The 22,037-nt window shown below is 72.6% G+C and carries 19 protein-coding genes; 12 read left to right on the forward strand and 7 right to left on the reverse strand.

The window, feature by feature from the left end; all coding sequences use genetic code 11:
* Positions 1-53: 53 nt before the first annotated feature.
* From ACIQ7D_RS03545 to ACIQ7D_RS03590, 10 genes are all read left to right on the forward strand, one after another.
* On the forward strand, positions 54-824 hold the full coding sequence (locus tag ACIQ7D_RS03545; RefSeq protein WP_403933160.1) for an SDR family NAD(P)-dependent oxidoreductase: 771 nt from the start codon (positions 54-56) through the stop codon (positions 822-824).
* A 118-nt stretch (positions 825-942) separates the two neighbouring features.
* Positions 943-1,440 carry a hypothetical protein gene (locus tag ACIQ7D_RS03550; RefSeq protein WP_403933162.1) on the forward strand — a complete coding sequence of 166 codons (498 nt, stop codon included), beginning with the start codon at positions 943-945 and terminating at the stop codon, positions 1,438-1,440.
* Positions 1,441-1,583: 143 nt separating this feature from the next.
* On the forward strand, positions 1,584-2,693 hold the full coding sequence (locus ACIQ7D_RS03555; RefSeq protein WP_403933164.1) for a LacI family DNA-binding transcriptional regulator: 1,110 nt from the start codon (positions 1,584-1,586) through the stop codon (positions 2,691-2,693).
* 316 nt (positions 2,694-3,009) lie between these two features.
* Positions 3,010-4,236, forward strand: a complete 1,227-nt coding sequence (locus ACIQ7D_RS03560) for an extracellular solute-binding protein (RefSeq protein WP_403933166.1) — start codon at positions 3,010-3,012, stop codon at positions 4,234-4,236.
* Positions 4,237-4,252: 16 nt separating this feature from the next.
* Entirely contained in the window at positions 4,253-5,242 is a 990-nt protein-coding gene (locus ACIQ7D_RS03565; protein WP_403933167.1) for a carbohydrate ABC transporter permease, read from the forward strand.
* Between the two features lie 5 nt (positions 5,243-5,247).
* A complete protein-coding gene (locus ACIQ7D_RS03570; protein ID WP_403933169.1) occupies positions 5,248-6,078 on the forward strand; it encodes a carbohydrate ABC transporter permease in 831 nt (276 codons plus the stop codon).
* Positions 6,079-6,161: 83 nt separating this feature from the next.
* On the forward strand, positions 6,162-8,474 hold the full coding sequence (yicI, locus tag ACIQ7D_RS03575) for an alpha-xylosidase (RefSeq protein ID WP_403933171.1): 2,313 nt from the start codon (positions 6,162-6,164) through the stop codon (positions 8,472-8,474).
* Positions 8,475-8,629: 155 nt separating this feature from the next.
* Positions 8,630-10,930, forward strand: a complete 2,301-nt coding sequence (locus ACIQ7D_RS03580; RefSeq protein WP_403933173.1) for an MMPL family transporter — start codon at positions 8,630-8,632, stop codon at positions 10,928-10,930.
* A 98-nt stretch (positions 10,931-11,028) separates the two neighbouring features.
* Positions 11,029-11,232 (forward strand): antitoxin, encoded by a 204-nt coding sequence (locus ACIQ7D_RS03585; protein ID WP_403933175.1) that lies wholly within the window; start codon positions 11,029-11,031, stop codon positions 11,230-11,232.
* Between the two features lie 198 nt (positions 11,233-11,430).
* A complete protein-coding gene (locus ACIQ7D_RS03590; RefSeq protein WP_403933177.1) occupies positions 11,431-12,654 on the forward strand; it encodes an SGNH/GDSL hydrolase family protein in 1,224 nt (407 codons plus the stop codon).
* A gap of 70 nt (positions 12,655-12,724) precedes the next feature.
* Here ACIQ7D_RS03590 and ACIQ7D_RS03595 read toward each other — a convergent pair whose 3' ends face one another.
* The 7 genes from ACIQ7D_RS03595 to ACIQ7D_RS03625 form a co-directional block, all read right to left on the reverse strand.
* Positions 12,725-14,101, reverse strand: a complete 1,377-nt coding sequence (locus ACIQ7D_RS03595) for an MFS transporter (RefSeq protein ID WP_403933179.1) — start codon at positions 14,099-14,101, stop codon at positions 12,725-12,727.
* A gap of 424 nt (positions 14,102-14,525) precedes the next feature.
* Entirely contained in the window at positions 14,526-15,149 is a 624-nt protein-coding gene (locus ACIQ7D_RS03600) for a bifunctional 4-hydroxy-2-oxoglutarate aldolase/2-dehydro-3-deoxy-phosphogluconate aldolase (RefSeq protein WP_403933181.1), read from the reverse strand.
* A complete protein-coding gene (locus tag ACIQ7D_RS03605; protein WP_403933183.1) occupies positions 15,136-15,897 on the reverse strand; it encodes an IclR family transcriptional regulator in 762 nt (253 codons plus the stop codon). The genes ACIQ7D_RS03600 and ACIQ7D_RS03605 overlap by 14 nt, the downstream gene beginning before the upstream one ends.
* An 11-nt stretch (positions 15,898-15,908) precedes the next feature.
* Positions 15,909-16,922, reverse strand: a complete 1,014-nt coding sequence (locus tag ACIQ7D_RS03610; RefSeq protein WP_403933185.1) for a sugar kinase — start codon at positions 16,920-16,922, stop codon at positions 15,909-15,911.
* Positions 16,919-17,944, reverse strand: a complete 1,026-nt coding sequence (locus tag ACIQ7D_RS03615; RefSeq protein WP_403933187.1) for a 2-hydroxyacid dehydrogenase — start codon at positions 17,942-17,944, stop codon at positions 16,919-16,921. Before ACIQ7D_RS03615 ends, ACIQ7D_RS03610 begins: the two co-directional genes overlap by 4 nt.
* Positions 17,941-18,732 (reverse strand): SDR family oxidoreductase, encoded by a 792-nt coding sequence (locus ACIQ7D_RS03620; RefSeq protein ID WP_403933189.1) that lies wholly within the window; start codon positions 18,730-18,732, stop codon positions 17,941-17,943. Before ACIQ7D_RS03620 ends, ACIQ7D_RS03615 begins: the two co-directional genes overlap by 4 nt.
* A 6-nt stretch (positions 18,733-18,738) precedes the next feature.
* Positions 18,739-19,794, reverse strand: coding sequence for a zinc-binding dehydrogenase (locus tag ACIQ7D_RS03625; protein ID WP_403933191.1), 1,056 nt, complete (start codon positions 19,792-19,794; stop codon positions 18,739-18,741).
* Positions 19,795-20,002: 208 nt separating this feature from the next.
* On the opposite strand from ACIQ7D_RS03625, the gene ACIQ7D_RS03630 reads away from it, so the two are divergent.
* Complete coding sequence (locus ACIQ7D_RS03630) at positions 20,003-21,190, forward strand: enolase C-terminal domain-like protein (RefSeq protein ID WP_403933192.1); 1,188 nt, start codon at positions 20,003-20,005, stop codon at positions 21,188-21,190.
* A 150-nt stretch (positions 21,191-21,340) separates the two neighbouring features.
* On the forward strand, positions 21,341-21,892 hold the full coding sequence (locus ACIQ7D_RS03635; RefSeq protein ID WP_403933194.1) for a DoxX family protein: 552 nt from the start codon (positions 21,341-21,343) through the stop codon (positions 21,890-21,892).
* Positions 21,893-22,037: the final 145 nt, after the last annotated feature.

Below are 22,037 nucleotides of genomic sequence, written 5' to 3' on the forward strand. Positions count from 1 at the left end.
GTCCCGCCCGCCCCACCCGCCCCTCCTCGGCACGACCACCTCACGGAGACCCGATGACCACCCCGACCCCTATTCCGGCCCCCGACCCCACTTCGCGCACTGTTCTGATCACCGGCGCCGCCAGCGGCATCGGCGCCGCCGTCGCCGAGGCGTTCGCCCGTGAGGGGGCCGGGCTCGCCCTCGCCGACCGCGACACCGACCGGCTCGCGGCCCTGCGCGACCGGCTGCCCGCCACGGCCGCCGTCACCCTGCACACGCTCGACGTCGCCGACGCCGGCCAGGTCAGGGAGACGGTCGAGGAGGTGGTACGCCGCCACGGCGGGGTGGACGTCCTCGTCAACTCGGCGGGCATCCTGACCGAGGTCCCGCTGACGGAGATGGACCCGTCCGTCTGGGACGAGACCATCGCCGTGGATCTGCGCGGCGTCTTCCTGAGCTGCCGCTACACCCTGCCGCACATGATCGCGCGGGGCGGCGGCCGGATCGTCAACATCGCCTCGCAGCTCGGGCAGAAGGGCGGCGAGGGGCTGACCCACTACTCGGCCGCCAAGGCCGGGGTCATCGGCTTCACCAAGGCGCTCGCCCGGGAGGCCGCCCCGCACAACGTCCTGGTCAACGCGGTCGCCCCGGGGCCGGTCGAGACCCCGCTGGTGGACGGGCTCAGCCCGGAGTGGAAGCGCGCCAAGCAGGCGGAGCTGCCGCTCGGCCGGTTCGGACGGCCCCAGGAGATCGCGCCGACCGTGCTGCTCCTCGCCTCCGACCCCGGCGGCAACCTCTACGTGGGGCAGACCCTCGGCCCCAACAGCGGCGACGTGATGGCATGACGCCCCGCCGGAACGGACACACCGAAGGCCCCGGCGCCCCGGTGGCCGCCCGTACGGAGAGGGGCTGACCGGCGTGTGCGGAGGGTGCGGCCGTCCCGCGACCCGCTGGACGGAGCGGGTGGCGCCGCTCGGTCCCGGCGGTACGGCCGCCCGGCACCGTGTCGTACGGCGGCTGCTGGCCGGGGCCCGGCTGACCGCCAGGCCCTGGCCGGGGGGCGGCTGGCAACTCGCCGACCGGGCCGGACGCTGGCGCCACTGCGCGGAACTCGACGCGCTCTGGACCGCCGTACGCGCCCTGTCGGGGCCGGTGATCACCCCCGACGCCGGGGACCCCACCCGCGTCTGGAGCCTGCCCGGTCCGTCCGCGCCCGATCCGCACGCGCTGGTCGTCTGGACGGCGGCGGCGCTGCGCGCGGGCCCGGCGTCCGGCGCGCTCACCGTACGGGCGGCGGGCTGGTCGCTGACCGGCGGGGCGGACCCGGACTCCGCTCCCGTACTCCACCGTGCGCGGGCGGATCCGGCGCCCGGCGGGGTGTGCGTCGAGGCCCCGTGGGGCGCCCGCGCGCTCGCCACGCACCTGGCGCGGGTGTGCGCGCCGCCGGACGCGGCCGGCTGAGTTCCGCGCCTGCTCAGGGAGGCTGATGCCCGCGCCTGCCCAGCGGTGTGGACGGACCGGCCCTCCGACCCGTTCGATACGATGAACGGCCAGGGCTGCCGCACGTCCTCCGGCGTCGTTCCCGCACCATCGAAGGGGTCGAGATGGCTACCATCAGGGACGTCGCCCAGCGGGCCGGGGTCGCGCCCAGCACCGTCAGCTATGTCTTCAACGGCTCCCGCTCGATCTCCGAGGAGACCCGCCGGCGCGTCCAGGAGGCCGTCGACGCGCTCGGCTACCACCCGCGCGCCAGCGCCAGGACCCTGCGCAGCAGCCGCACCCATGTGATCGCCCTCGCGCTTCCCCGCGCGGCCGGTGAACGGCACGCCGTGGACGGCCGGTTCGCCATCGAGGTCAGCGACGCCGCCAACTCCCTCGGCCACGACCTCCTTCTGACGACCTCGCAGGACAAGGCGGAAGGGCTGCGGCGCGTCGCGCTCAGCGGCCTCGCGGACGCGGCGGTCCTGATGGCGGTCGACATGGAGGACGCGCGGATCGACGTCGTACGCGAACTGGTCTTCCCCGCGGCCCTGATCGGGCGGCCCGCCGACGAGGACGCGCTGCCCTGGACCGATCTCGACTGGGAGGAGGCCGCGGCGCTCGCCGTCCGGGAACTCGCCGCCGCGGGCCACCGCGAGCTGGTCTATCTCGCGCCCGGCGAGCCGGAGGTACGGGGGCGGCGCAGCTACGCGCTGCGCGGGATCGCCGGCGCCCGCCGTGGCGCCCGTACCACCGGCGCCGCCGTCCGCGTCGTCCACTCCGTCGGCGATCCGGCCAGACTGGCGCACCGGCTCCGTACGCTCCTGGGGGAGCGGACGTCCGACGGAGCCCGGCGGCCGGGGAGCGACGCCGGGGCCGACGCGGCGCCGACCGCGCTGATCGTGCAGCACCCCTCCGCGCACCACCACATCCTGGCGTCGGTCTCGGCGGCCGGACTGCGGGTGCCCGAGGACGTCACCGTCGTCGTCATCGGTACGCTGCCGGGCGATCCGTCGAGCAGCCGGCTGCCCCGGATCGAACTGCCGGTCCCGACGCTGGCCACCGAGGTCACCCGGCTCGCCGTGAGCGCCGCAGCCGTGCTGCGGGAGGACACCGCGCGCGGCGCGGAGCACGCGGAGCCGGGCGCGCGGCTGCTCGCCGACTCCGTCGGGCATCTGCTGATCGCACCGGTCCTGCTGCCGGGCGCGCTGCCGCTCGGCGCGCCGCGCGGCTGACCCCGGCCGGATCCCACCCGTTTCGCTCCGGTAACCCACCCGTATCCCTCCGGCATCCAGCCCGGATCCCGCCGTATCCCGTCCGTCCGCACCGAAGTCTCCGCTCGGCTCTTGTCGCCGTTTCGGCGAGCGCCTACCATCGCCGCAGCGTTGAATCGAATCGATTCGACACTTGTTCGCCCGCGCGCTCCCGTCCGTCCCCGCCGACTCCCCGCACCCTCCCGCCCCGCACCGGTCCCTCCCCGTCCCTCCCCCTCCCTCTCCTGTGCATCTCCGTCTCCATACAGCGTTGTAGACCGAACGGAGCCCCTCTTCCATGCACCCGATCCGCCGCCTCCCGGCGCCGGCCGTGCTCCTCACCGCGCTCGTGGCCCTCGTCCCGCTCGCCGGGTGCGCGCGGCTGCCCGACCCCGGCACCCTCACCGTCCTCAACTCGGCCACCGACACCCACGAACACGACCAGCAGCAGAAGTTCTTCGACCGCTGCGCGAAGCCGCTCGGCGTGAAGGTCAGACAGACCAGCGTCCCCGCCGACCAGGTGGTGTCCAAGGCCCTGCGGATGGCCTCGTCCCACTCGCTGACCGACATCCTCGAACTCGACGGCTCCGAACTCCCGCAGTTCGCCGACACCGGCGGCCTCCTCCCGCTGAAGGACGCGGGCGTGGACGTGACCGGGATGTCGCCCGGCGCCGTCTCCATGGGCAGCTTCCGGGGCGACCAGTACGGCATCGCCCGGTCCGTCAACTCCCTCGCCCTGATCTACAACGCCGAGCTGCTGCGCAAGGCCGACGTCGAACCACCCACCACCTGGGACGAGTTGAAGGCAGCCGCCAAGAAGCTCACCCGGGGCCGCACCTTCGGGATGGCCTTCAGCGCCACCCCCGACGCGGACGGCGTCTACCAGTTCCTGCCGTTCTTCTGGTCGGCCGGCGGTGACGAGGCGCGTCTCGACGACGGCCGGGGCGCCCCCGCCCTGCGCCTGTGGAAGGACCTGATCGACGACAAGTCGGCCTCCAGTGCCGTCGTCAACTGGAACCAGCAGGACGTCAACGACCAGTTCATCGCCGGACGGGCCGCGATGATGATCAACGGGCCCTGGCAGGTCCCGGTGCTCGGCGAGCACCAGGACCTCGACTGGGCGGTCGCCGCGATCCCCGTCCCCGAGGCGGGCCGCCCGCCGGTGCCACCGATCGGCGGTACGGTCATGACCCTGCCCCGCACCGGCGACACCGGACGCCAGCGGACCGCGGCGCGGATCATCGACTGCCTCAACGAGCAGCGCAACCAGGTCTCCTGGGGCGAGGCCGTCTACAACGTCCCCACCCGCACGGCGGCGGCCGCCGTGTACAAGGCCCAGAACCCGAAGCTGGGCGCCTTCGCCGACGAGGTCGCCACGGCGCGCTCCCGCACCGACCGGGTCGGCGCGCGCTGGCCGGTCGTCTCCGACGCCCTCGCGGGCGCCTTCCAGTCCGTACTGACCGGCCGCTCCACACCTGAAGCCGCCCTGAAGCAGGCCCAGTCACGGGCCACGGCCGGCGAGTGACGTGAGGAGACCCGCCATGACCACCTCCACCACAGCCGGCGCCCCCGCGCCCGCCGGAAGACCCTCCGGGGACACCGACCCCGCCGCCGCGGACGCCGCCCGCGCGCCCGCCGGGCCCGGACGCCGCGCCGCGATCCTGCGCCTGCTCTTCGTCGCCCCCGCCGTCCTCTACATGCTGGCCTTCTTCGGCTACCCGCTCGTGCGCAACGTCGCCATGAGCTTCCAGCACTTCACCCCGCGCACCTACTTCACCGGCGAGTCCCCCTTCAACGGGCTCGACAACTGGCGCGGAGTCTTCGGCAATCCGCTCTTCACCGGCTCCCTCTGGCACACCCTGCTCTTCACCGCGGGCTCCCTGCTCGGCCAGTTCGTCATCGGCCTCGCGCTCGCCGTGTTCTTCTCCCGCCGCTTCCGGCTCTCCGGCTTCGTCCGCGCGGTCCTGCTGCTGCCCTGGCTCGTCCCGATGGTCGTCTCGGCCGTCGTCTGGCGCAAACTCCTCGACCAGGACACCGGCGTCCTCAACACACTCCTGATGGACCTGCATCTGACCTCGTCCGCCGTGCCCTGGCTCAGCAGCCCGAACGTGGCCCTGCTCTCCGCGATCCTCGTCAACATCTGGATCGGCATCCCGTTCAACATGGTGATTCTCTACGGCGGGCTCCAGGAGATCCCCCGCGATCTGTACGAGGCCGCCGCGCTCGACGGCGCCGGTCCCTGGCGCACCTTCCGCCGTATCACCCTGCCGCTGCTGCGCCCGGTCGTCACCGTGGTCCTCATCCTCGGCTTCATGTCCACGGTGAAGATCCTCGACCTGATCCTCGCCCTCACCGGCGGCGGCCCCGCCGACTCCACCCAGACCCTGGGCACCGTCACCTACCAACTCTCCTTCCAGCAGCTCAACTTCGGACAGGGCGCGGTGGTCGGCAACGTACTCATCCTGGTCAGCGCGGTCTTCGCCGTGCTCTATCTGCGCGCCAACCGCTCCGACTTCGGCCAGGGGAAGTGACCGCCATGTCCACCACCGACTCCGCCGCCGGCCGCCCGCGCGGCGCCGCCTCCACCGTTCTCGCACTCGTCGTCCTCGCCGTACTGCTCTTCCCGCTCTACTGGATGGTCAACATCGCCCTCCAGCCCGGCGAAAGCCTGGCCGAAACCCACTGGCTGCCCACCTCGCCCGGCTGGGACAACTTCCAGCGCGCGCTGAGCGGTCAGGGCGGCTCGCTGGTGACCAGCCTCGTCGTCGCCCTCGGCGCCGTCGTGGTCTGTCTGGCGCTGGCCGCGCCCGCCGCGTACGGCCTGGCCCAGCTCGGGGTGCGCGGCAGCCGTACGATCGTGTTCGCCACGCTGATCACCCAGATGGTCCCGGGCATCGTCATCGCCAACGCCCTCTACAGCGCCTATGTCGAACTGCGGCTGGTCAACTCCCCGTTGGGGCTGATCCTCGCCGACGCCTCGCTCGGACTGCCGTTCTCCATCGTGCTGCTGCGCGCCTTCATGGTGTCGATCCCGCGCGAGGTCGTGGAGGCCGCGCTGGTCGACGGTGCGGGCCGGTTCACCGCCTTCGTCCGGATCGTCCTGCCGATGAGCCGCAACGCCCTGATCACGGCGGGCCTGTTCACCTTCCTCTTCGCCTGGTCCGACTTCATGTTCGCGCTGACCCTCAACACCACGGACGACGTCAAACCCATCACCCTCGCCATGTACGAGTACATCGGAGCCCATGTCAGCGACTGGGGCGCGGTCATGGCGACCGCCGTCGTCTCCGCGGTCCCCGCCGCGATCCTGCTGGTCGTGGCCCAGAAGTACGTGGCCGCCGGCATCACCGGCGGATCCGTCAAATAACGGCCGCGGCCCCGTCGAACGGGGACCATCGACCCGATGGACCACCGATCCGAACCAGCCCCTTCCACAGAGCAGGAGCACTGATGAAGTTCACCGACGGGTACTGGCAGATGCGCCCCGGCGTCACCGCCCGGTACGCGGTCTCCGTCGCCGACGCCGATGTCACCGACGACCGGGTCACCCTCTACGCCCCGGTGGGACGGGTGACCCACCGCGGCGACACCCTCAACGCCCCCCTGGTGACCGTCGAGTGCTGGTCCCCCGCCGAGGGCGTCATCGGTGTCCGCCTCACCCACCACGGCGGACGCGCCCCGAGGACACCGGAGTTCGCGCTCACCACCGGCTCCGGGACCGGCGCCGGCAAGGTGGTCAGGGAGGGCTCCACGATCGAACTCACCTCCGGCGAACTCACCTTGAGGACCGACACCGACGCACCCTGGCAGCTCGACTTCACCGCGGGCGGGCAGAGCCTGACCACGATCGGCGGCCGGGGCGCCGGGTTCGCGACCGACGCGGACGGCCGGCACTTCATGCTCGCGCAGCACTCGCTCGCCGTCGGGGAGAGCGTGTACGGGCTGGGCGAACGCTTCACCCCGTTCGTCAAGAACGGCCAGACCGTGGACATCTGGCAGGCGGACGGCGGCACCAGCAGCGAACAGGCGTACAAGAACATCCCGTTCCACCTCACCAGCCGGGGCTACGGCGTCTTCGTCAACCACCCGGGCCAGGTCTCCTACGAGGTGGGCTCCGAGGCCGTCGGGCGCGTCCAGTTCAGCGTCGAGGACCAGAGCCTGGAGTTCCATGTCGTCCATGGCCCGGGGCCCCGGGAGATCCTGGCGCGGTACACCGCGCTCACCGGCCGCCCCGCGCTGCCCCCCGCCTGGTCCTTCGGCCTGTGGCTCTCGACCTCGTTCACCACCTCGTACGACGAGGCCACCGTCAACCGTTTCGTCCAGGGCATGGCCGACGCCGAAATCCCCCTGAGCGTCTTCCACTTCGACTGCTTCTGGATGCGCGAGTACCAGTGGAGCGACTTCGTCTGGGACCCCGACGTCTTCCCCGACCCGGAGGGCATGCTCGCCCGGCTGCGCGAGCGCGGGCTGCGCGTCTGCGCCTGGATCAACCCGTACATCGCGCAGAAGTCCCCCCTCTTCGCCGAGGGGATGGCCGAGGGCTATCTGCTGAGGAAGCCCGACGGCGACGTCTGGCAGTGGGACCGCTGGCAGCCCGGGATGGCGCTGGTCGACTTCACCAACCCGGACGCCCGCGCCTGGTACGCGGACAAGCTGCGCGTCCTGCTCGGCCAGGGCGTCGACTGCTTCAAGACGGACTTCGGCGAGCGCGTCCCCGTCGACGTCGCCTGGCACGACGGCTCCGACCCGGAGCGGATGCACAACTACTACACGCAGATCTACAACGAGACGGTCTTCGAACTGCTGCGCGAGGAGCGCGGCGAGGGCGAGGCCGTCGTCTTCGCCCGCTCCGCGACCGCCGGCGGCCAGCGGCTGCCCGTGCACTGGGGCGGCGACTGCGAGTCGACGTTCGAGGCCATGGCCGAGTCGCTGCGCGGCGGACTGTCGCTCGGCCTGTCGGGGTTCGGGTTCTGGAGCCACGACATCGGCGGGTTCGAGGGCACTCCGACCCCCGCGCTCTTCAAGCGCTGGGTCCAGTTCGGCCTGCTCTCCTCGCACAGCAGGCTGCACGGCTCCAAGTCCTACCGGGTGCCGTGGGACTACGGGGACGAGGCCGTCGCCGTCACCCGCGACTTCACCCGGCTCAAGCACCGGCTGATGCCGTACCTCTACCGCGCCGCCACCCAGGCCAGGGACACCGGCACCCCCGTGATGCGCGCCATGGTGCTGGAGTTCCCCGACGACCCGGCCTGCCGCCCGCTCGACCGGCAGTATCTGCTCGGCGACGACCTGCTGGTCGCCCCCGTCTTCACCGAGGACGGCTCGGTCGAGTACTACGTCCCCGACGGCGTCTGGACCAACATCCTCAACGGCGCCCAGGTCACCGGCCCCGGCTGGCGGCGCGAGACCCATGGCTTCGACACCCTGCCGCTGCTGGCCAGGCCGGGCGCGGTGCTCCCGCTCGGCGCCGTCGACGAGGGCCCCGAGTACGACTGGGCCGACGGCGTGACGCTGCGCGTGCACACCCCGGTGGACGGCGCCGAGGTCGTCACGGCCGTCCCCGCGCCCGACGGCTCAGGACCCGCCGCGGTCTTCACCACCCGGCGTGACGGCGACGAGATCGTCGTGGAGACGGGAAGCACACGCCCCTGGAAGGTCCTGCTGGTGGGCGCCGCCCCCACCGGGGACGCCACCCCCGATCCGCTCGGCGCGCTCCACAGCGCCCCTGCGGGCACCCACCGGCTGACGGCCCGTCTGGCCTGAGAGCCTGTCGGGTGGCCGCCCGGTCAGAGGTCACCCGACAGGCTCTGAGAGCCCGCCGCGTCCCCCAGAGCGTCACCGCCGCCCATCCGGTCATATGGTCGAAGATGACCGCATATGACATGGATGGCTGATGCTCGCACCCTCTGGGGGAACGCATGACCGCACGGAGCGGTACGGACGCGACAGCGGCGCCGGACCCGGCGCGGCCCGGCCGCCTCCAGCGCCTCGGAGCGTGGTGCGCCCATCACTTCATCGTGGTCGTCGTCGCCTGGCTGGTCGCCCTCGGCGCGCTGCACGCGCTGCAGAACTCCTTCGGAGGCACCTACTCCGACGACTTCGCCCTCCCCGGAACCCAGTCGGACACCGGCGCCCGGGTGCTCGGCGAACACGCGCCCGCGGCCGCCGGCGTCGGCGCCCAGGTCGTCCTGCACGACGGGCGGCAGTCCCTCACCGCCGTACGGAGCCAGGTCGACCAGACCGTCGCCTCCCTCCAGAAGCTCCCGCACGTCCTGTCCGTGGCGAACCCGCTGCCCGCCACGCCCTCCTCACCACCCACCGGAGCCCTCACCTCCGACGGCCGGACGGGCTACATCAGCGTCCGTTTCAGCGCCAGTCCCACCACCTTCCCCCGCTCCTATCTCGACGGCGTCGACCGGGCCGTACAGCCGCTGCGCGCCGCCGGCGTCGAGGTCGAGTACGGCGGACCGCTCGGCGAACTGGCCCGCCCGAAGGCCGGAGACCTGACGAGCGAGGCCATCGGGTTCGCTGTGGCGGTGATCGTCCTGCTGATCGGTTTCGGCAGCGTCATCGCCGCCGGGATCCCCCTGCTCACCGCGCTGATCGCGGTCGTCGTCGGGCTGGCCTGTCTCAGCCTGATCGCCGCCGTCTTCACCTTCGCGAGCGTCTCGCCCACCCTGGCCACGATGATCGGCCTCGGCGTCGGCATCGACTACGCGCTCTTCCTGATCACCCGCCACCGCCAGCAGTCGATGGACGGCGCGGACCCGGTGACGGCGGCGGGCCGCGCCGTCGCCACCAGCGGCCGGGCCGTCCTCGTCTCCGGCTGTACGGTCATCGTCGCCCTGGCCGGGCTGTACGTCTCCCGGATCAGCTTCATCGGCAAGCTCGGCGCCGCGGCGGCCGTCACCGTCGTCACCGCCGTCATCGGCGCGGTCACCCTCGTACCGGCCCTGCTCGGACTCGCCGGACGCCGGATCGACCGCTACCGGGTCCGCCGCCCGGTCGCGGAGGGCGTCGCCGATCCGGCCGTCGTACGCGCCGGACGGAAGGGCGGCGGCAGCACCCGGGTGCACACCGGGGCGACCGGCGGCTGGCACCGGTACGCCCGGCGTGTCGAGCACCACCCGTGGTGGTTCCTGCTCGCCGGGCTGGTGGTCGTCGGCGTCCTCGCCATCCCCCTTCTTTTCATTCGTCTCGGCCATATCGACGACGGGGCCGACCCCACCAGCTTCACGGACCGGCGCGCCTACGACCTGATCTCCGAGGGCTTCGGCTCCGGCGCCAACGGTCCGCTCACCCTCGTCGTCGACCAGAGCGAGGTCCCCCCGGCCGACCGCTCCGCGCTCGCCGCCCAATTGACCAAGGCGCTCACCGACGTCCCCGGCGCGGCGAGCGTCAGCCCGCTCACCCCGGCCGGCGACGGCGACGTCCTGACCGCCACGGCGCTCTCCCGTACCTCACCGCAGTCCGCCGGGACCGCCACGCTCTTCCGTCAGCTCAAGGACGACATCCTGCCGCGCGGCGTGGCCGGAACCGACGCCACGACCTATGTGACGGGCACGGCCGCCGCCCAGGAGGACTTCCTCGACCTCATCTCGGCTCGGCTGCCGCTCATCATCGGTGTGGTGGTCGGCCTCGCGTTCCTCATCATCCTCATCGTGTTCCGGGGGGTCCTGGTCGCGCTCAAGGCCGCCGTGCTCAACCTCCTGTCGATCGCCGCGTCGTACGGAGTCGTCGTCGCCGTCTTCCAGTGGGGCTGGGGCGGGCCCGCGCTGGGCGTCAACGGGACCGTGCCCATCGAGAGCTATGTGCCGATGATGATGTTCGCGATCGTCTTCGGACTGAGCATGGACTACGAGGTCTTCCTGCTCTCCCGGGTCCACGAGGCCTGGCGCCGTACCCACCGCAGCGGGGACAGCGTCGCCCACGGTCTGGAGATCACGGCCCGGGTGATCACCTGCGCGGCGCTCATCATGGTCAGCGTCTTCGCCGCGTTCATCCTGAGCGACAACATCGTGGTCAAGATGCTCGGCCTCGGGCTCGCCGTCAGCGTCCTGATCGACGCCACCATCGTCCGGCTGCTGCTCGTCCCCGCGGTGATGACCCTGCTGGGCCCGGCCGCCTGGTGGACACCCCGGTGGCTGGACCGCGTCCTGCCGCACGTGGACACGGAGGGCGAGGCGGTGGAGGCGAGGGCCCCAGGACCGGCGCGCTGAGCGGGACCCCACGTCCCCGCCGTGGACCGCGCCGGGGTGCGGAAACGCCGGGGAGCGGTGATGGTGGTCGGGGATACGTTCCGAGCGAGGAGCCGAACATGTCGATGCTCGACAAGCTGAAGAGCCTCATCAAGGGGCATGAGAGCACCGCCCGCCAAGGGGTGGAGAAGGCCGGCGACGCGTTCGACCGGAAGACGGGGAACAAGTACCAGAGCCAGGTCGACACCGCCCAGAAGAAGATCGACGAACAGCTCGGTACGCAGGAGCCGCCGTCGGGTGGCGACCGTCCGCCGCAGAGCTGACCCGTCCGGCCGATACGGCGTGTGCCGCGCGCGAGCGTGGCGCGCGCCGTACGCGTACGGCGGACCGTTCGGCCCAGCCGCCGGGGCGCGTCGAACCGGAAGCGCTCCGTGCCCGTGTCATCAAGTGAGGCCGCACCCGGAGGTGGCCTCGTCTCATGTCATGGGCACGACTGTCGCTATGAGAGGCATCAACCCGCAATGAGAAGTGTGGAGTTACCTCGCCGCGCCCGGCGCGTCGCCGTCGTCATGGCCTTCGCCCTGGGCGCCGCCGCCACCGTTCCCCAGGCGGCCTGGGCCGCCCCCGCCGCGCGCACCACCCAGGTGGTCACCTGGGCCGCCAGCGCCGACCGGCTGGACACCGCCGTCCCCGAACGCACCCATCGCGTCGTCGTCCGCACCAGCACGGGCGGCAGCGCCCTGCGGATCCGGCTCTCCAACGCCTTCGGCGAGCAGCCGGTGACCTTCGGCCGCGCCTACGCGGGCACCGTGGCCTCGGGCGCCTCCGTGGTGCCCGGCACCAACCGGGCGCTGAGCTTCCGGGGCGCCGCGTCCGTCACCGTACCGGCGGGCGGCTCCGTGTACAGCGATCCGCTGCCGGGCACCGTACGGCCGTACGCGGATCTCGCCGTCAGCCTGTACGTACGGGACGCGTCCGGCACCGCCACCGGCCACCGGATGGGGCACCAGACCTCGTACATCGCGCCCACCGGTGACCATGCCGCCGAGGACGACGCCACGGCCTACACCCAGCGCACGAGCTTCCGTTACTACCTCGACGCCGTGGTGGCCGACGCGCCGCGCGGCACCGGGGCCGTCGTCACGCTGGGCGACTCGATCACCGACGGCGCCGGCTCCACCGCAGACACCAACCGCCGCTGGCCCGACTTCCTCGCGCGGCGGCTCGGCGACGACCGGCGCACCCCGGTCAAGGGCGTAGCCAACGAGGGGATCTCCGCCAACAAGCTCCTCTCCGACGGCGCGGGGCAGAGCGCGCTGAAGCGCCTGGACCGGGACGTCCTGTCCCAGCGCGGGCTGCGGACGGTGGTCCTGCTCGAAGGCGTCAACGACATCAAGGCCACCCCGGCGCCCACGGCCGCGGACGTGATCGACGGCTACCGGCGGATCATCGCGCGGACGCACGCCGCCGGAGCCTGTGCCGTGGGGGCGACCGTTCTGCCGTACCAGGGCTGGGGCGAGTGGAACGCGAACGGTGAGGCGATCCGCCAGGAGGTCAACGCCTTCGTACGGGAGAGCGGAGCCTTCGACGCCGTCGTCGACTTCGACGCCGCGATCGGGGACCCTGCCGCCCCTACGCGGATGCTCCCCGTGTACGACAGCGGTGACCATCTGCACCCGAACGACGCGGGGATGAAGGCCATGGCGGACACCGTCGACCTCCGCGCGCTGCGCTGCGGCGGATAGCGCGGCGGGCTCCGACGTGCGGTATCGCCGCCCCGGGCGACGTGCCCGGGGCGGCGATACCGCACGCGGTTCAGAGGGCGGAGGTGACGGCCGCCCGGTCCTCCCCGTCCGGCTTACCGGTGTCCTCGCGTTCTGCCCGGGTCCGCGGCGAGCGGGCCAGCACCAGGGCCAGCAGGGTCAGCGCCTGGCACACGACGACAAAGGCGACGACCAGCCAGGGGCCGTCCGCCACGGCCACCAGCGCGGTCGCGATGAACGGCGTCGTCCCGCCGAGCACCATCACGTTCAGCTCACGGGAGAAGGCGATCGCGGTGAAGCGGTACCGGGTCTCGAACAGCTCCGACAGGAAGGCCGACTGCGAGCCGAGCATGGCGCTCTGCCCCACACCGTAGGCGATCGTCATGGCGACGACGATCAGCACGGGCCGCTCCGTCTGGAGCAGCAGGAAGTACGGAGGGATGTACAGCGCCATGAAGAGGGCGCCCCCGGCCATGACCGGCACACGGCCCACCCGGTCGGAGAGCCGGCCGAACAGCGGCACCGCGACGATGCTGCTGCCCACGGCGACCACCACACCGACCGTGGCCACGGTCGCGGAGACGCCCAGGGTGTTCTTGAGATAGCTGAGCGAGAAGGTGTTGACGAGATAGCCGGCCACGTTCAGCCCCGACCCGCACAGCAGTCCCACCATCAGATGGCGGGGCCGCTCCCGCAGCGCCTGTACGACGGGGATCTTGCGGGCCGGGGACTTCCCGTCCGCCGTGTCCCGCATGGCCTCCTTGGTCCGTACGAAGTCGGGGGTCTCCTCGATACGCCGCCGGATGAACAGGGCCACCGCGAAGATCACCACGCTGGCCAGGAAGGGCACGCGCCAGGCCCAGCCGAGCAGGACGTCCTCGGGGATGGTGGCCAGGATCGAGAAGAAGCCGGTGGAGAGCACGAACGCGGCGCCTACGGATGCCTGGGCGAACGAGGTGTACAGGCCGCGGCGCGCGGCGGGAGCGTACTCGGCGACGGTGGTGACGGCGCCGGCGAACTCGGCGCCCGCGCCGATGCCCTGGAGGATCCGGGTGATCAGGAGCAGGACGGGCGCCCAGGCCCCCACCGTCTCGTACGTCGGCAGGAGGCCCACGGCGACGGTGGCCGCTCCCATCAGCGTGATGGTGAAGATCAGAACAGGCTTGCGGCCGACCCGGTCACCGACGTGGGCGGCGATGAGACCGCCGATGGGCCGGACGAAGAACGCCACCGCGAAGACCGCGAACGAGGCGAGCGTTCCCGCGACCGAACTCTGGCTCGGGAAGAACAGGGGGCCGAAGACCAACGCGGACGCCACGCCGTACAGCGCGAAGTCGTACCACTCGATGACCGTGCCGATGGAACTCGCCACGACGACGCGTCTGACGGCCTTCGGGTCGAATGCGGGTGAGGACGGTGTGTGTGCCATGAGGAGGACTCTCTTCAGGATCGTCTTGCTGATTTCGCCGTTGAAGTGCAGCGCGACGCCCCTGTACGGGGTGTGCGGCTCTTGGCGCGCGCACCGGGAAGGGGTGGGCCGGTGCGGGCGGTGACGCTGTCGGCGGAACGGCTGGTGCGAGGAGGGCGTACCGGGGCCTGCGCGACAGACGGGAAAGGGTTGGTCACGGCCGTCGGGCGGCCGGGCGGACCGGCCTTCGGGCCCGTGGGCCGGTCCGGTCGGTGTGCTGGTGGGCGCGGTGCGAGGGCGTCACCGGAGGCCCTGCGGCGTGCCGGGTTCCTCCCCGGGCCGCCGCACGGCCGGGGGAGGGGGAACCGCGAGGAAGCGGGCGGGCTCCGACGCGTTGTGGGGGCCCCGCGCCGTCGCGCGGGACGGGCCCGTCGGAGGGGGTGGGTCAGCGCACCGGGCTCACCGCCTCCCGCAACAGGGGAAGTGCGGTGGGGTCGGCCAGCGCCGACCCCACGGCGACCGCCGCGCAGCCCGCCGACAGGAAGGCGGCGGCGTTGTCGGCGCCGATGCCGCCGGTGGCGACGAAGCGGACATCGGGGAACGGAGCGAGATGCGCGGCGATCCACTCCGGTCCGAGCTGCCGCGCGGGGAACGCCTTGAGCCAGGTGTGGCCGGCCGCCTGGGCGGTGGCGATGTCGGTGGCGGTGGCCACCCCGGGCAGATGGGGCAGCCCGCTGTGCGCGGATGCCTCGATGACCTCCCGGTGCACTCCGGGAGCGACGGTGAAGGCCGCGCCGATCTCCTGGACGGCCCGCAGCCGCCGCACGGTGGTGACGGTGCCGGCCCCGATCTGCCTGCCGTGGTCGCGTGCCGCTTCGACGGCGGCTCGCAAGGAGGGGAGGGCGGCGTCGGACTGTACCGGGATCTCCACCAGTTCGACGCCGAACTCCCAGGCCCGGCGGCACAGTTCGACGGTGGCGGACGGGTCCTGGCCCCGGAAGATGCCCATCAGAGGATGGCGGGACAGGTGCCGGGCGAAGAAGTCGGTGGAGATGTCAGCGGCCGTCATGTGTGTTTCCTTTCCAGCCCAGTTCGGTGCTGATCCGCTGGGCGGCCGAACGGAACTCGTCGAGGTGGGCGCGGAGTTCGGCGAGCGGAGCGACGGCGGACAGGGCGGTGATGGAGATCCCGTGGGTGACTTTGCCGCGGGCGTCGAAGACGGGGAGGGCGACGCAGTTGATGTAGCCCTCGTGTTCGCCGTCGTCCTCGGCCCAGCCGCGGGCGCGGGTCCGGCGGAGGTCCTCGACGAGGGCCTCACGGCTCGTGTGGGTGGTGTCGGTGTAGCGCTCGAAGGTGGCCTGGCCGAGGATGCGTTCCTGGGTCGCGGCATCCTGGTACGCGGTGATCACTTTGGCGACGCCCGCGGTGTGGGTCTGGGCCGGCAGACCGATGCGCGATCCCATGGCGACACTGCCGCGGCCGTCGATCTTGTCGACGTAGACGATCCGGTCGCCGACGAGCTCCCCGAGGTGAACGGTGTGACCGTGGCGCTCGCCCAACTCCTGCAGGACCGGGTGGGCGAGGGAGCGGGCCTCGACCTGGTCGAGCGCGAGCTGCCCGTAGGCGATGAGCTGGAAGCCCATGGCGTAGTGGCCGTTGACGTCCTTGCGGACGAAGCCGGCCTCCTCCAGCGTCTGCAGGATGCGCAGGGCCGTCGACTTGTGCACGCCGAGACGTTCGGCGATCTCGGTGAGGGAACGCGGCTGGCGGGAGACGAAGCCGATGATGTCGACGGCGCGGGCGACGGTTTGCGACATGGCGAGATTCCTCAGTTCCTGGCCTGGACGGTGCGGCGGGACTCGTCCTCCAGCAGGGCGATCACTTCCCGGGCGGACGGGAGCGTCGCCAGGTCGGAGGCGGAGGCGAGGACCTGCGCGGCGGCGTAGTGTCCGAGCCTCAGGCAGAGGGTTTCATGCTGTCCGTGCAGCCATCCGCTCAGCCAGCCCGCCGCGAAGGCGTCCCCCGCGCCGACGGCGTCGACGACGCGCACCCGCCGGGACGGTACGCGTACGGTGCCGCGGTCGCCGAAGGCGACCGCCTCGACGGCGGCGTCCTTCACGACGAGGTGCCGCGGTGTGTCGATGAGGGCGCGCACGCTCTCGGCGTCGGTGGTGCCCCACAGCGCGGCCGCCTCGTCACGTCCGACGAAGACGATGTCGCTGTGCCGGGCGAGGTCCAGCAAGGAATGCGCGGCCTCGTCCTCGGAGTCCGTACGGCCGGTACCGGCGCGCTGCCACAGGACGGGGCGGTGGTTCACGTCGAAGCTGACGGGGGTGTCGCCCCACGGCCGGTCGTACAGGATGTGCCGGGTGAGTTCGGCGCAACTGGCCGACAGGGCGGGCAGCACACCGGAGAGGTGGACGACGCGCGGGCTGAGTGTGCGCCAGGCCGCGAGGTCGGCCGTGGACATGCTGGTGGCGGCGGAGCCGCCGCGGTAGTAGGCGACCTCGGTGCCGTGCGGTGTGGGGTCCTTGAAGTAGACGGCGGTGGGCAGGTGCGGATCGCGGCGCACCCGGGAGGTGTCCACGCCGTGGCCGGTGAGCACGGAGGTGACGAGATCCCCCAGCCGGTCGGCGCCCAGGGCGCCGGCCCAGTGGGTGGAGTGGCCGAGTTCGGCGAGGAGGGCGGCCACATTGGACTCGGCGCCGCCGGGCCGCAGGACGAAGGTCGAGTCGGCGTCGAGCCGGCCGCCCTCCTGCGGGGTGACCATGACCATGGTCTCGCCGATGGTCAGGGCGTCGGTCGGGGCGACGGCGGGGGCGGTGGGGCGGGTCCGGCTCATCGGCGGGTCACCGCGCCCTGGCCGCCCGCGCGGACCACGTTGCGCGGGGGTCGGTCCGTGGACAGGCGGCAGAGGTTGTCGGCGACCTCCCGCGCACGGTCGCGGTAGGTGTCCTCGGCGGTGGCGGAGCAGTGCGGCGTCATGATCACGTTGGTGAGGGTGTGGAAGGGCAGCGGGGAGGCGGGCGTGGGGTCGGCGGCTGCCGGGGTGGTCCACACGTCGAGTGCGGCCGCGCCCAGCCGCCCGCTGCGCAGGGCGTCGTAGAGGGATTCCTCCTGGACCAGCCCGCCGCGGCCGACGTTGACCAGGAGGCCGTCGGGTCCCAGCAGATCGAGTTCGGGAGCGCCGATCATGTGGCGCGTGGAGTCGTCCAGGGGACAGGCCAGCACCAGGACGTCGCTCTCCTGGAGCAGGCCGGGGAGGGCGTGCGGGCCGTCGGTCCAGGCGAAGTCGGGATCGTCGGTGGTACGGGCGGTCGCGGAGCGCCGGATGCCGACGGGGCGCATGCCGACGGCCGTGCACAGGTGCGCGACCGAGCGGCCCACGTGGCCGAGCCCCACGATGCCGACCGTGGTGCCGGGCAGATTGCGGAACGTGGGCGCGTCCGGGTCGACCAGACGGGTGTGCCAGTGGCCCTGGCGCAGCCGCGCGTCACGCCACAGCAGGTGTCTGCGGCTGGCCAGTACGGTCATCAGCACGTGTTCGGCGACGGAACGGCCGTGGCCGAAGGCGTTGGCGACCGTGATCGTGGCGGGCAGTTCCGGCCAGGCGATGTGGTCGGTTCCGGCGGCGGTGATCTGGAGGAAGCGCAGCCGGTTCCCGGCGTGCCGGGCCGGCTCTGCGGGGAAGAACACACTGACACAGGCGTCGGCGGCGGCCAGCTCCCGGGCGAGGCGCCCGGTGTCGTCCAGGGGGACGAACCGCGCGTCCACGCCGTGGTCGGCGAGGGTGGTGTCGTCACGGAGCCAGGGCCAGACGTTCTCGTCGGTGACCACGGCGGTCAGTCGCACGGCCACGCTCATGCCTCCTGGGGCGGGTAGGCGCTGGTGTCCACGTACATGCGGTTGTGGACGGGGGTGAGGACGAGTTCGTTGACGCACACCTTCGCGCGCAGGCCGGCCAGCCAGCCGATCGCCTCGGCGACGTCGTCGGGGTCGAGCATGCGGGCCAGCTCCTCCTCGGGCGGGGGGACGGGCCGGGTGCGCAGGATGTCGGTGGCGACCTCGCCGGGACACAGGTGGGTGGCGCGGACGCCGGACCTGCCCTCCTGGTCGTTGAGGGTCTGCACCAGCGCTCCGAGGGCGGTCTTGCCGGCGCTGTAGGCGGCGCCCGCGGCGGACATGTACTGCCATCCGGCCCAGGAGGAGACGACGACGATCTGCCCGAAGCCCGCCCGCCGGAAGCCGGGGAGGACGGTGAGGGCGCAGCGGGTGACCGAGTGGAGGTTGGTGTCGACGACCCGGTCGAAGTCGGCGGCGGTGAGGTCGGACCACCAGCGGTTGCGGACGTTGGTCCCGGCCGAGCACACGAGGAGTTCGAGGGGCCCGTCGAGTTCCGCGGTGATCCGGGCGTACGCGGCGGTGAGGGAGGCGGTGTCGGTGACGTCGACGGGCACGGCGCGGGCTCGTCCGCCGTCCGCCGTGATGTCCCGGACGACGGCGTCGAGGAGTTCCGCGCGGCGTCCGGAGACCACGACCTCGTATCCGTCGCGGGCCAGCCGGGCGGCGGTGGCGCGGCCGATACCGCTGGAGCCTCCGACGACCCAGGCGCCCGGTGCGGGCGTGGGGGCGGATCCATGGGATGCGGTCATGGGGGATCAGTCTCCGATGCGGTTCGGGGCGATGAGGACCTTGACACTGCCCTCGCCCCGCCCTGCGGCGTGGAAGGCGTCCTCGCTCCGGGAGAGCGGGAAGGCGGTGGTGGGGAGGGCCGCGAGGCCCAGTTCGTCGGTCTCCAGCAGTGCGATCGCGGCCAGAAAGTCCTCGCGTGAGTAGACCCGGGTGCCGATCAGGCGCTGTTCGGCGAAGTTGACCGTGCGCAGGTCGACGGCCGGGGGCCGCTTGTGGACGCCCGCGACGACGATGGTGCCCTGGATCCGGGCGGCCTCCGTGACCTGCAGGGCGACGGCGGCGTGGCCGGCGGAGTCGAAGACGATGTCCGCGCCCCCGCCGCCGGTGACCTCCCGTACCCGCCGCGGGGCGTCCGCCCCGGCCGGCAGCACGGTGAAGCCGCGCTCCTCGGCGATGCGCCCGCGCCAGTCGTTGGGTTCCACCAGGACCACCTGGCGTGCGCCGCGGTGGCGGGCCACCAGAGCGGTGAGCAGGCCGATCGGTCCGGCGCCGAAGACCGCGACCGTGTCACCGGCGCTCAGACCGGAGCGGGCGACCGCGTGGACGGCGACGGCGAGCGGTTCGGCCAGGACGGCGAGGTCGTCGGGCACGTCGCCGTGCAGGGGGTGGGCGGCCCCGGCCCGGACCCGGACGTACTGCGCGAGCCCGCCCGGCTCGTCGACCCCGTAGAGGCCGAGCGTGGCGCAGACATGGGAGTTGCCGGAGGCGCAGGGTCCGCACGGCGGTGTGGTGCCCCGGTCGTGACAGGCGATGAGCGGGCGGATCGCGACCCGGGTGCCGACGGGGAGTGTTTCGTTGCCCGGCGCGTCCGCGACGACCCCGACGAACTCGTGCCCGATGATCACCCCGGGCCGGGCCCGGGCGTGCTCACCGTGCCAGATCGCGAGGTCGGAGCCGCAGATGCCGACCCGGGTGACCTCGACCAGGACCTGGCCAGGAGCCGGCTCGGGGACGGGCACGGTGTCCTGCGCCAATTCCCCGGGGCCGGCCCACCTGATGGCCTGCATGGTCTGTGCGTTCACTGCCAACCGCCTTCTCGATGGTCCACCGCGGCCGGTGCCTGACGAGTCGTCGAACCTGTCAGTGCGTTGCAATATTTGCAACACCGTCGCAGCATATGCAAAAAGTAGTGTGCTTCCGCTTACCATGTCAACGGGTCGGCGGCGCGCGTCCACCGCTCGCCACCCACCACCCGGCACCCGCACCATCCACCTAGCAATGAGGTTTGACGTGGAGATCGTCAGCGTTGAAGCACGGCATGTCGCCCGCTCGATGTGGGGGAACTTCTGGCAGCAGCAGCGGAGCGTGCGCGGACCGAGCCCGATGAACGAGTTCCCGCGCCGGGGCGAGGGCTGGTCCTGGTACACCTGGCCGCAGGGCGTGGTCGTCGTCCGTGTCACCCTGGCGGACGGCACCACCGGCCTCGGCTACTCCGAGGACGGCATCGGCGCCGCCACCCTGATGGTCAACGCCCATCTGGGCCGGATCGCGACCGGCTTGGACGCCACCGCCACCGAACAGATCTGGGAGCAGATGTACCGCTCCTCTATCGTGTACGGCCGCAAGGGCGCCGCCGTCGAGGCGATGAGCGCCATCGACATCGCCGTCTGGGACGCGGTCGGCAAGTCCGCGGGCCGGCCCGTGTACGAACTCCTCGGCGGCCCCTCGGGCAAGAGCGTGCGCGCCTACGCCAGCAAGGTGCAGCCCGACGAAGACCTGCGTGAAGTGCGCCGGATGGCACGTGACTACGCCGAGCGCGGCTACACCGGCGTCAAGGCCAACTTCCCCTACGGCCCGGCCGACGGACGCACCGGACTGCTGGCCAATCTCCGCTACATCGAGGCGATCCGCGACGAACTCGACGACGGCATCGAGCTGATGAGCGACGCCTACATGGGCTGGGACCGCCCGTTCGCCACCGCCATGCTGCGCGGACTGGCGGGCCTGGGGCTGCGCTGGGTGGAGGAGCCGCTCATCCCCGACGACATCTCCGGCCACGCGATCCTCCGCGACCTGGGGCTGGTCCCCATCGCGACCGGGGAGCACGAGTTCACCCGGCACGGCTTCCAGCACCTGCTGAACGCCGGGGCCGCCGATGTCCTGCAGCCCGACGTCCACCGTGTCGGAGGCATCACCGAACTGCGCCGCGTCTGCCAGATGGCCTCGGGATCGGGCATCGAGGTCATCCCCCACGTGTACTCGGCGGCCACCTTGCACGTCGTGCTCTCCCAGCCCAACTGCGGCTGGATCGAACACCTCACCAACCCGTCGTACTGGGGCGGCGACCAGCGCGTCGACGCACTCTTCCTCGGCGAACCGGAGATCGTCGGCGGTGTGCCCGGACTGCCCACGGCTCCCGGTGTCGGGGTGAGGGTCAACCCCGAGGCCATGCCGGAACTGGCCGACTGGCAGGAGTGACGGAGGCGGCCCGACCGGTACGTCCGCCGGCCGTGCGGTACGCGAGACCCGTACGGCCCAGCAACGGATCCCCCTCCCGCGCCGCGCGGCCGAGAGTGGAGGCGTACGCCCTGGACCGTCCGTGCCGCCGACACCCCCTGGAGCCCCGCCATGACCTGTTCCGTCCGACGCGACCTCGGCCTTCTCGCCCTGCGACTGGGCACCGGCGCGGTGCTCGCCGCACACGGTACGCAGAAACTGTTCGGCTGGTTCGGCGGCGCCGGGCTCGACGGAACAGCCCAGGGAATGGAGGCCATGGGGTTCCGCCCCGGCCGGGAGAGCGCCCTCGCCTCCGGGATCGCCGAGACGGGCGGCGGCGTCCTGCTGGCGCTCGGCCTCGCCGTCCCCGCGGCCGGCGCGGCGGTCGCGGGCGGCATGGCGGGCGCGGCGGCCGTGCACGCGCCCAGCGGGTTCTTCGCCCAGTCGGGCGGCTTCGAGTACCCGGGCTTCCTCGGCTGGACGGCCGCCTCCCTCGGGCTGGCGGGCGCGGGCCGCTACTCCCTCGACCACGCCACCTGCCATGTGCTCGACCGGCACTGGATGGTCCCCGTCGCCTTCGCCGCCAGCGCGACGGCCGCCGCCGTGGTGATCACCAGGCGGGCCAGGACGCTGGCGGCGGAGGCCGGGAACACGGCGGCGGACGACGGCTCCACGGGGCACTGACCCGCCGGCGCCCGGACGACCGGTACACGTACGAGGGGTGGGGGCCCCGCCGCGGGGGCCCCCCCCCCCCCCCGGCCCCCCCCGCCCCCCCCCCCCGGGGGGGGGGGGGGCGGACCGCGGGCTGCCGGCGGGGGGGGTCGGGCGG

This window comes from Streptomyces sp. NPDC096310 (genome assembly GCF_044763125.1).
In the GTDB taxonomy this organism is placed as follows: Bacteria; Actinomycetota; Actinomycetes; order Streptomycetales; family Streptomycetaceae; genus Streptomyces.

Bases quoted from the DNA above. Each gene is read 5' to 3' on its own strand.
- ACIQ7D_RS03610 (WP_403933185.1), bottom strand. From the start codon at position 16,922: ATGAGCCGGACCCGCCCCACCGCCCCCGCCGTCGCCCCGACCGACGCC.
- ACIQ7D_RS03560 (WP_403933166.1), top strand. From the start codon at position 3,010: ATGCACCCGATCCGCCGCCTCCCGGCGCCGGCCGTGCTCCTCACCGCG.
- ACIQ7D_RS03580 (WP_403933173.1), top strand. From the start codon at position 8,630: ATGACCGCACGGAGCGGTACGGACGCGACAGCGGCGCCGGACCCGGCG.
- ACIQ7D_RS03555 (WP_403933164.1), top strand. From the start codon at position 1,584: ATGGCTACCATCAGGGACGTCGCCCAGCGGGCCGGGGTCGCGCCCAGC.
- ACIQ7D_RS03600 (WP_403933181.1), bottom strand. From the start codon at position 15,149: ATGACGGCCGCTGACATCTCCACCGACTTCTTCGCCCGGCACCTGTCC.
- ACIQ7D_RS03635 (WP_403933194.1), top strand. From the start codon at position 21,341: ATGACCTGTTCCGTCCGACGCGACCTCGGCCTTCTCGCCCTGCGACTG.
- ACIQ7D_RS03590 (WP_403933177.1), top strand. From the start codon at position 11,431: ATGAGAAGTGTGGAGTTACCTCGCCGCGCCCGGCGCGTCGCCGTCGTC.
- ACIQ7D_RS03605 (WP_403933183.1), bottom strand. From the start codon at position 15,897: ATGTCGCAAACCGTCGCCCGCGCCGTCGACATCATCGGCTTCGTCTCC.
- ACIQ7D_RS03545 (WP_403933160.1), top strand. From the start codon at position 54: ATGACCACCCCGACCCCTATTCCGGCCCCCGACCCCACTTCGCGCACT.
- ACIQ7D_RS03620 (WP_403933189.1), bottom strand. From the start codon at position 18,732: ATGACCGCATCCCATGGATCCGCCCCCACGCCCGCACCGGGCGCCTGG.
- ACIQ7D_RS03615 (WP_403933187.1), bottom strand. From the start codon at position 17,944: ATGAGCGTGGCCGTGCGACTGACCGCCGTGGTCACCGACGAGAACGTC.
- ACIQ7D_RS03585 (WP_403933175.1), top strand. From the start codon at position 11,029: ATGTCGATGCTCGACAAGCTGAAGAGCCTCATCAAGGGGCATGAGAGC.
- ACIQ7D_RS03595 (WP_403933179.1), bottom strand. From the start codon at position 14,101: ATGGCACACACACCGTCCTCACCCGCATTCGACCCGAAGGCCGTCAGA.
- ACIQ7D_RS03570 (WP_403933169.1), top strand. From the start codon at position 5,248: ATGTCCACCACCGACTCCGCCGCCGGCCGCCCGCGCGGCGCCGCCTCC.
- yicI (WP_403933171.1), top strand. From the start codon at position 6,162: ATGAAGTTCACCGACGGGTACTGGCAGATGCGCCCCGGCGTCACCGCC.
- ACIQ7D_RS03565 (WP_403933167.1), top strand. From the start codon at position 4,253: ATGACCACCTCCACCACAGCCGGCGCCCCCGCGCCCGCCGGAAGACCC.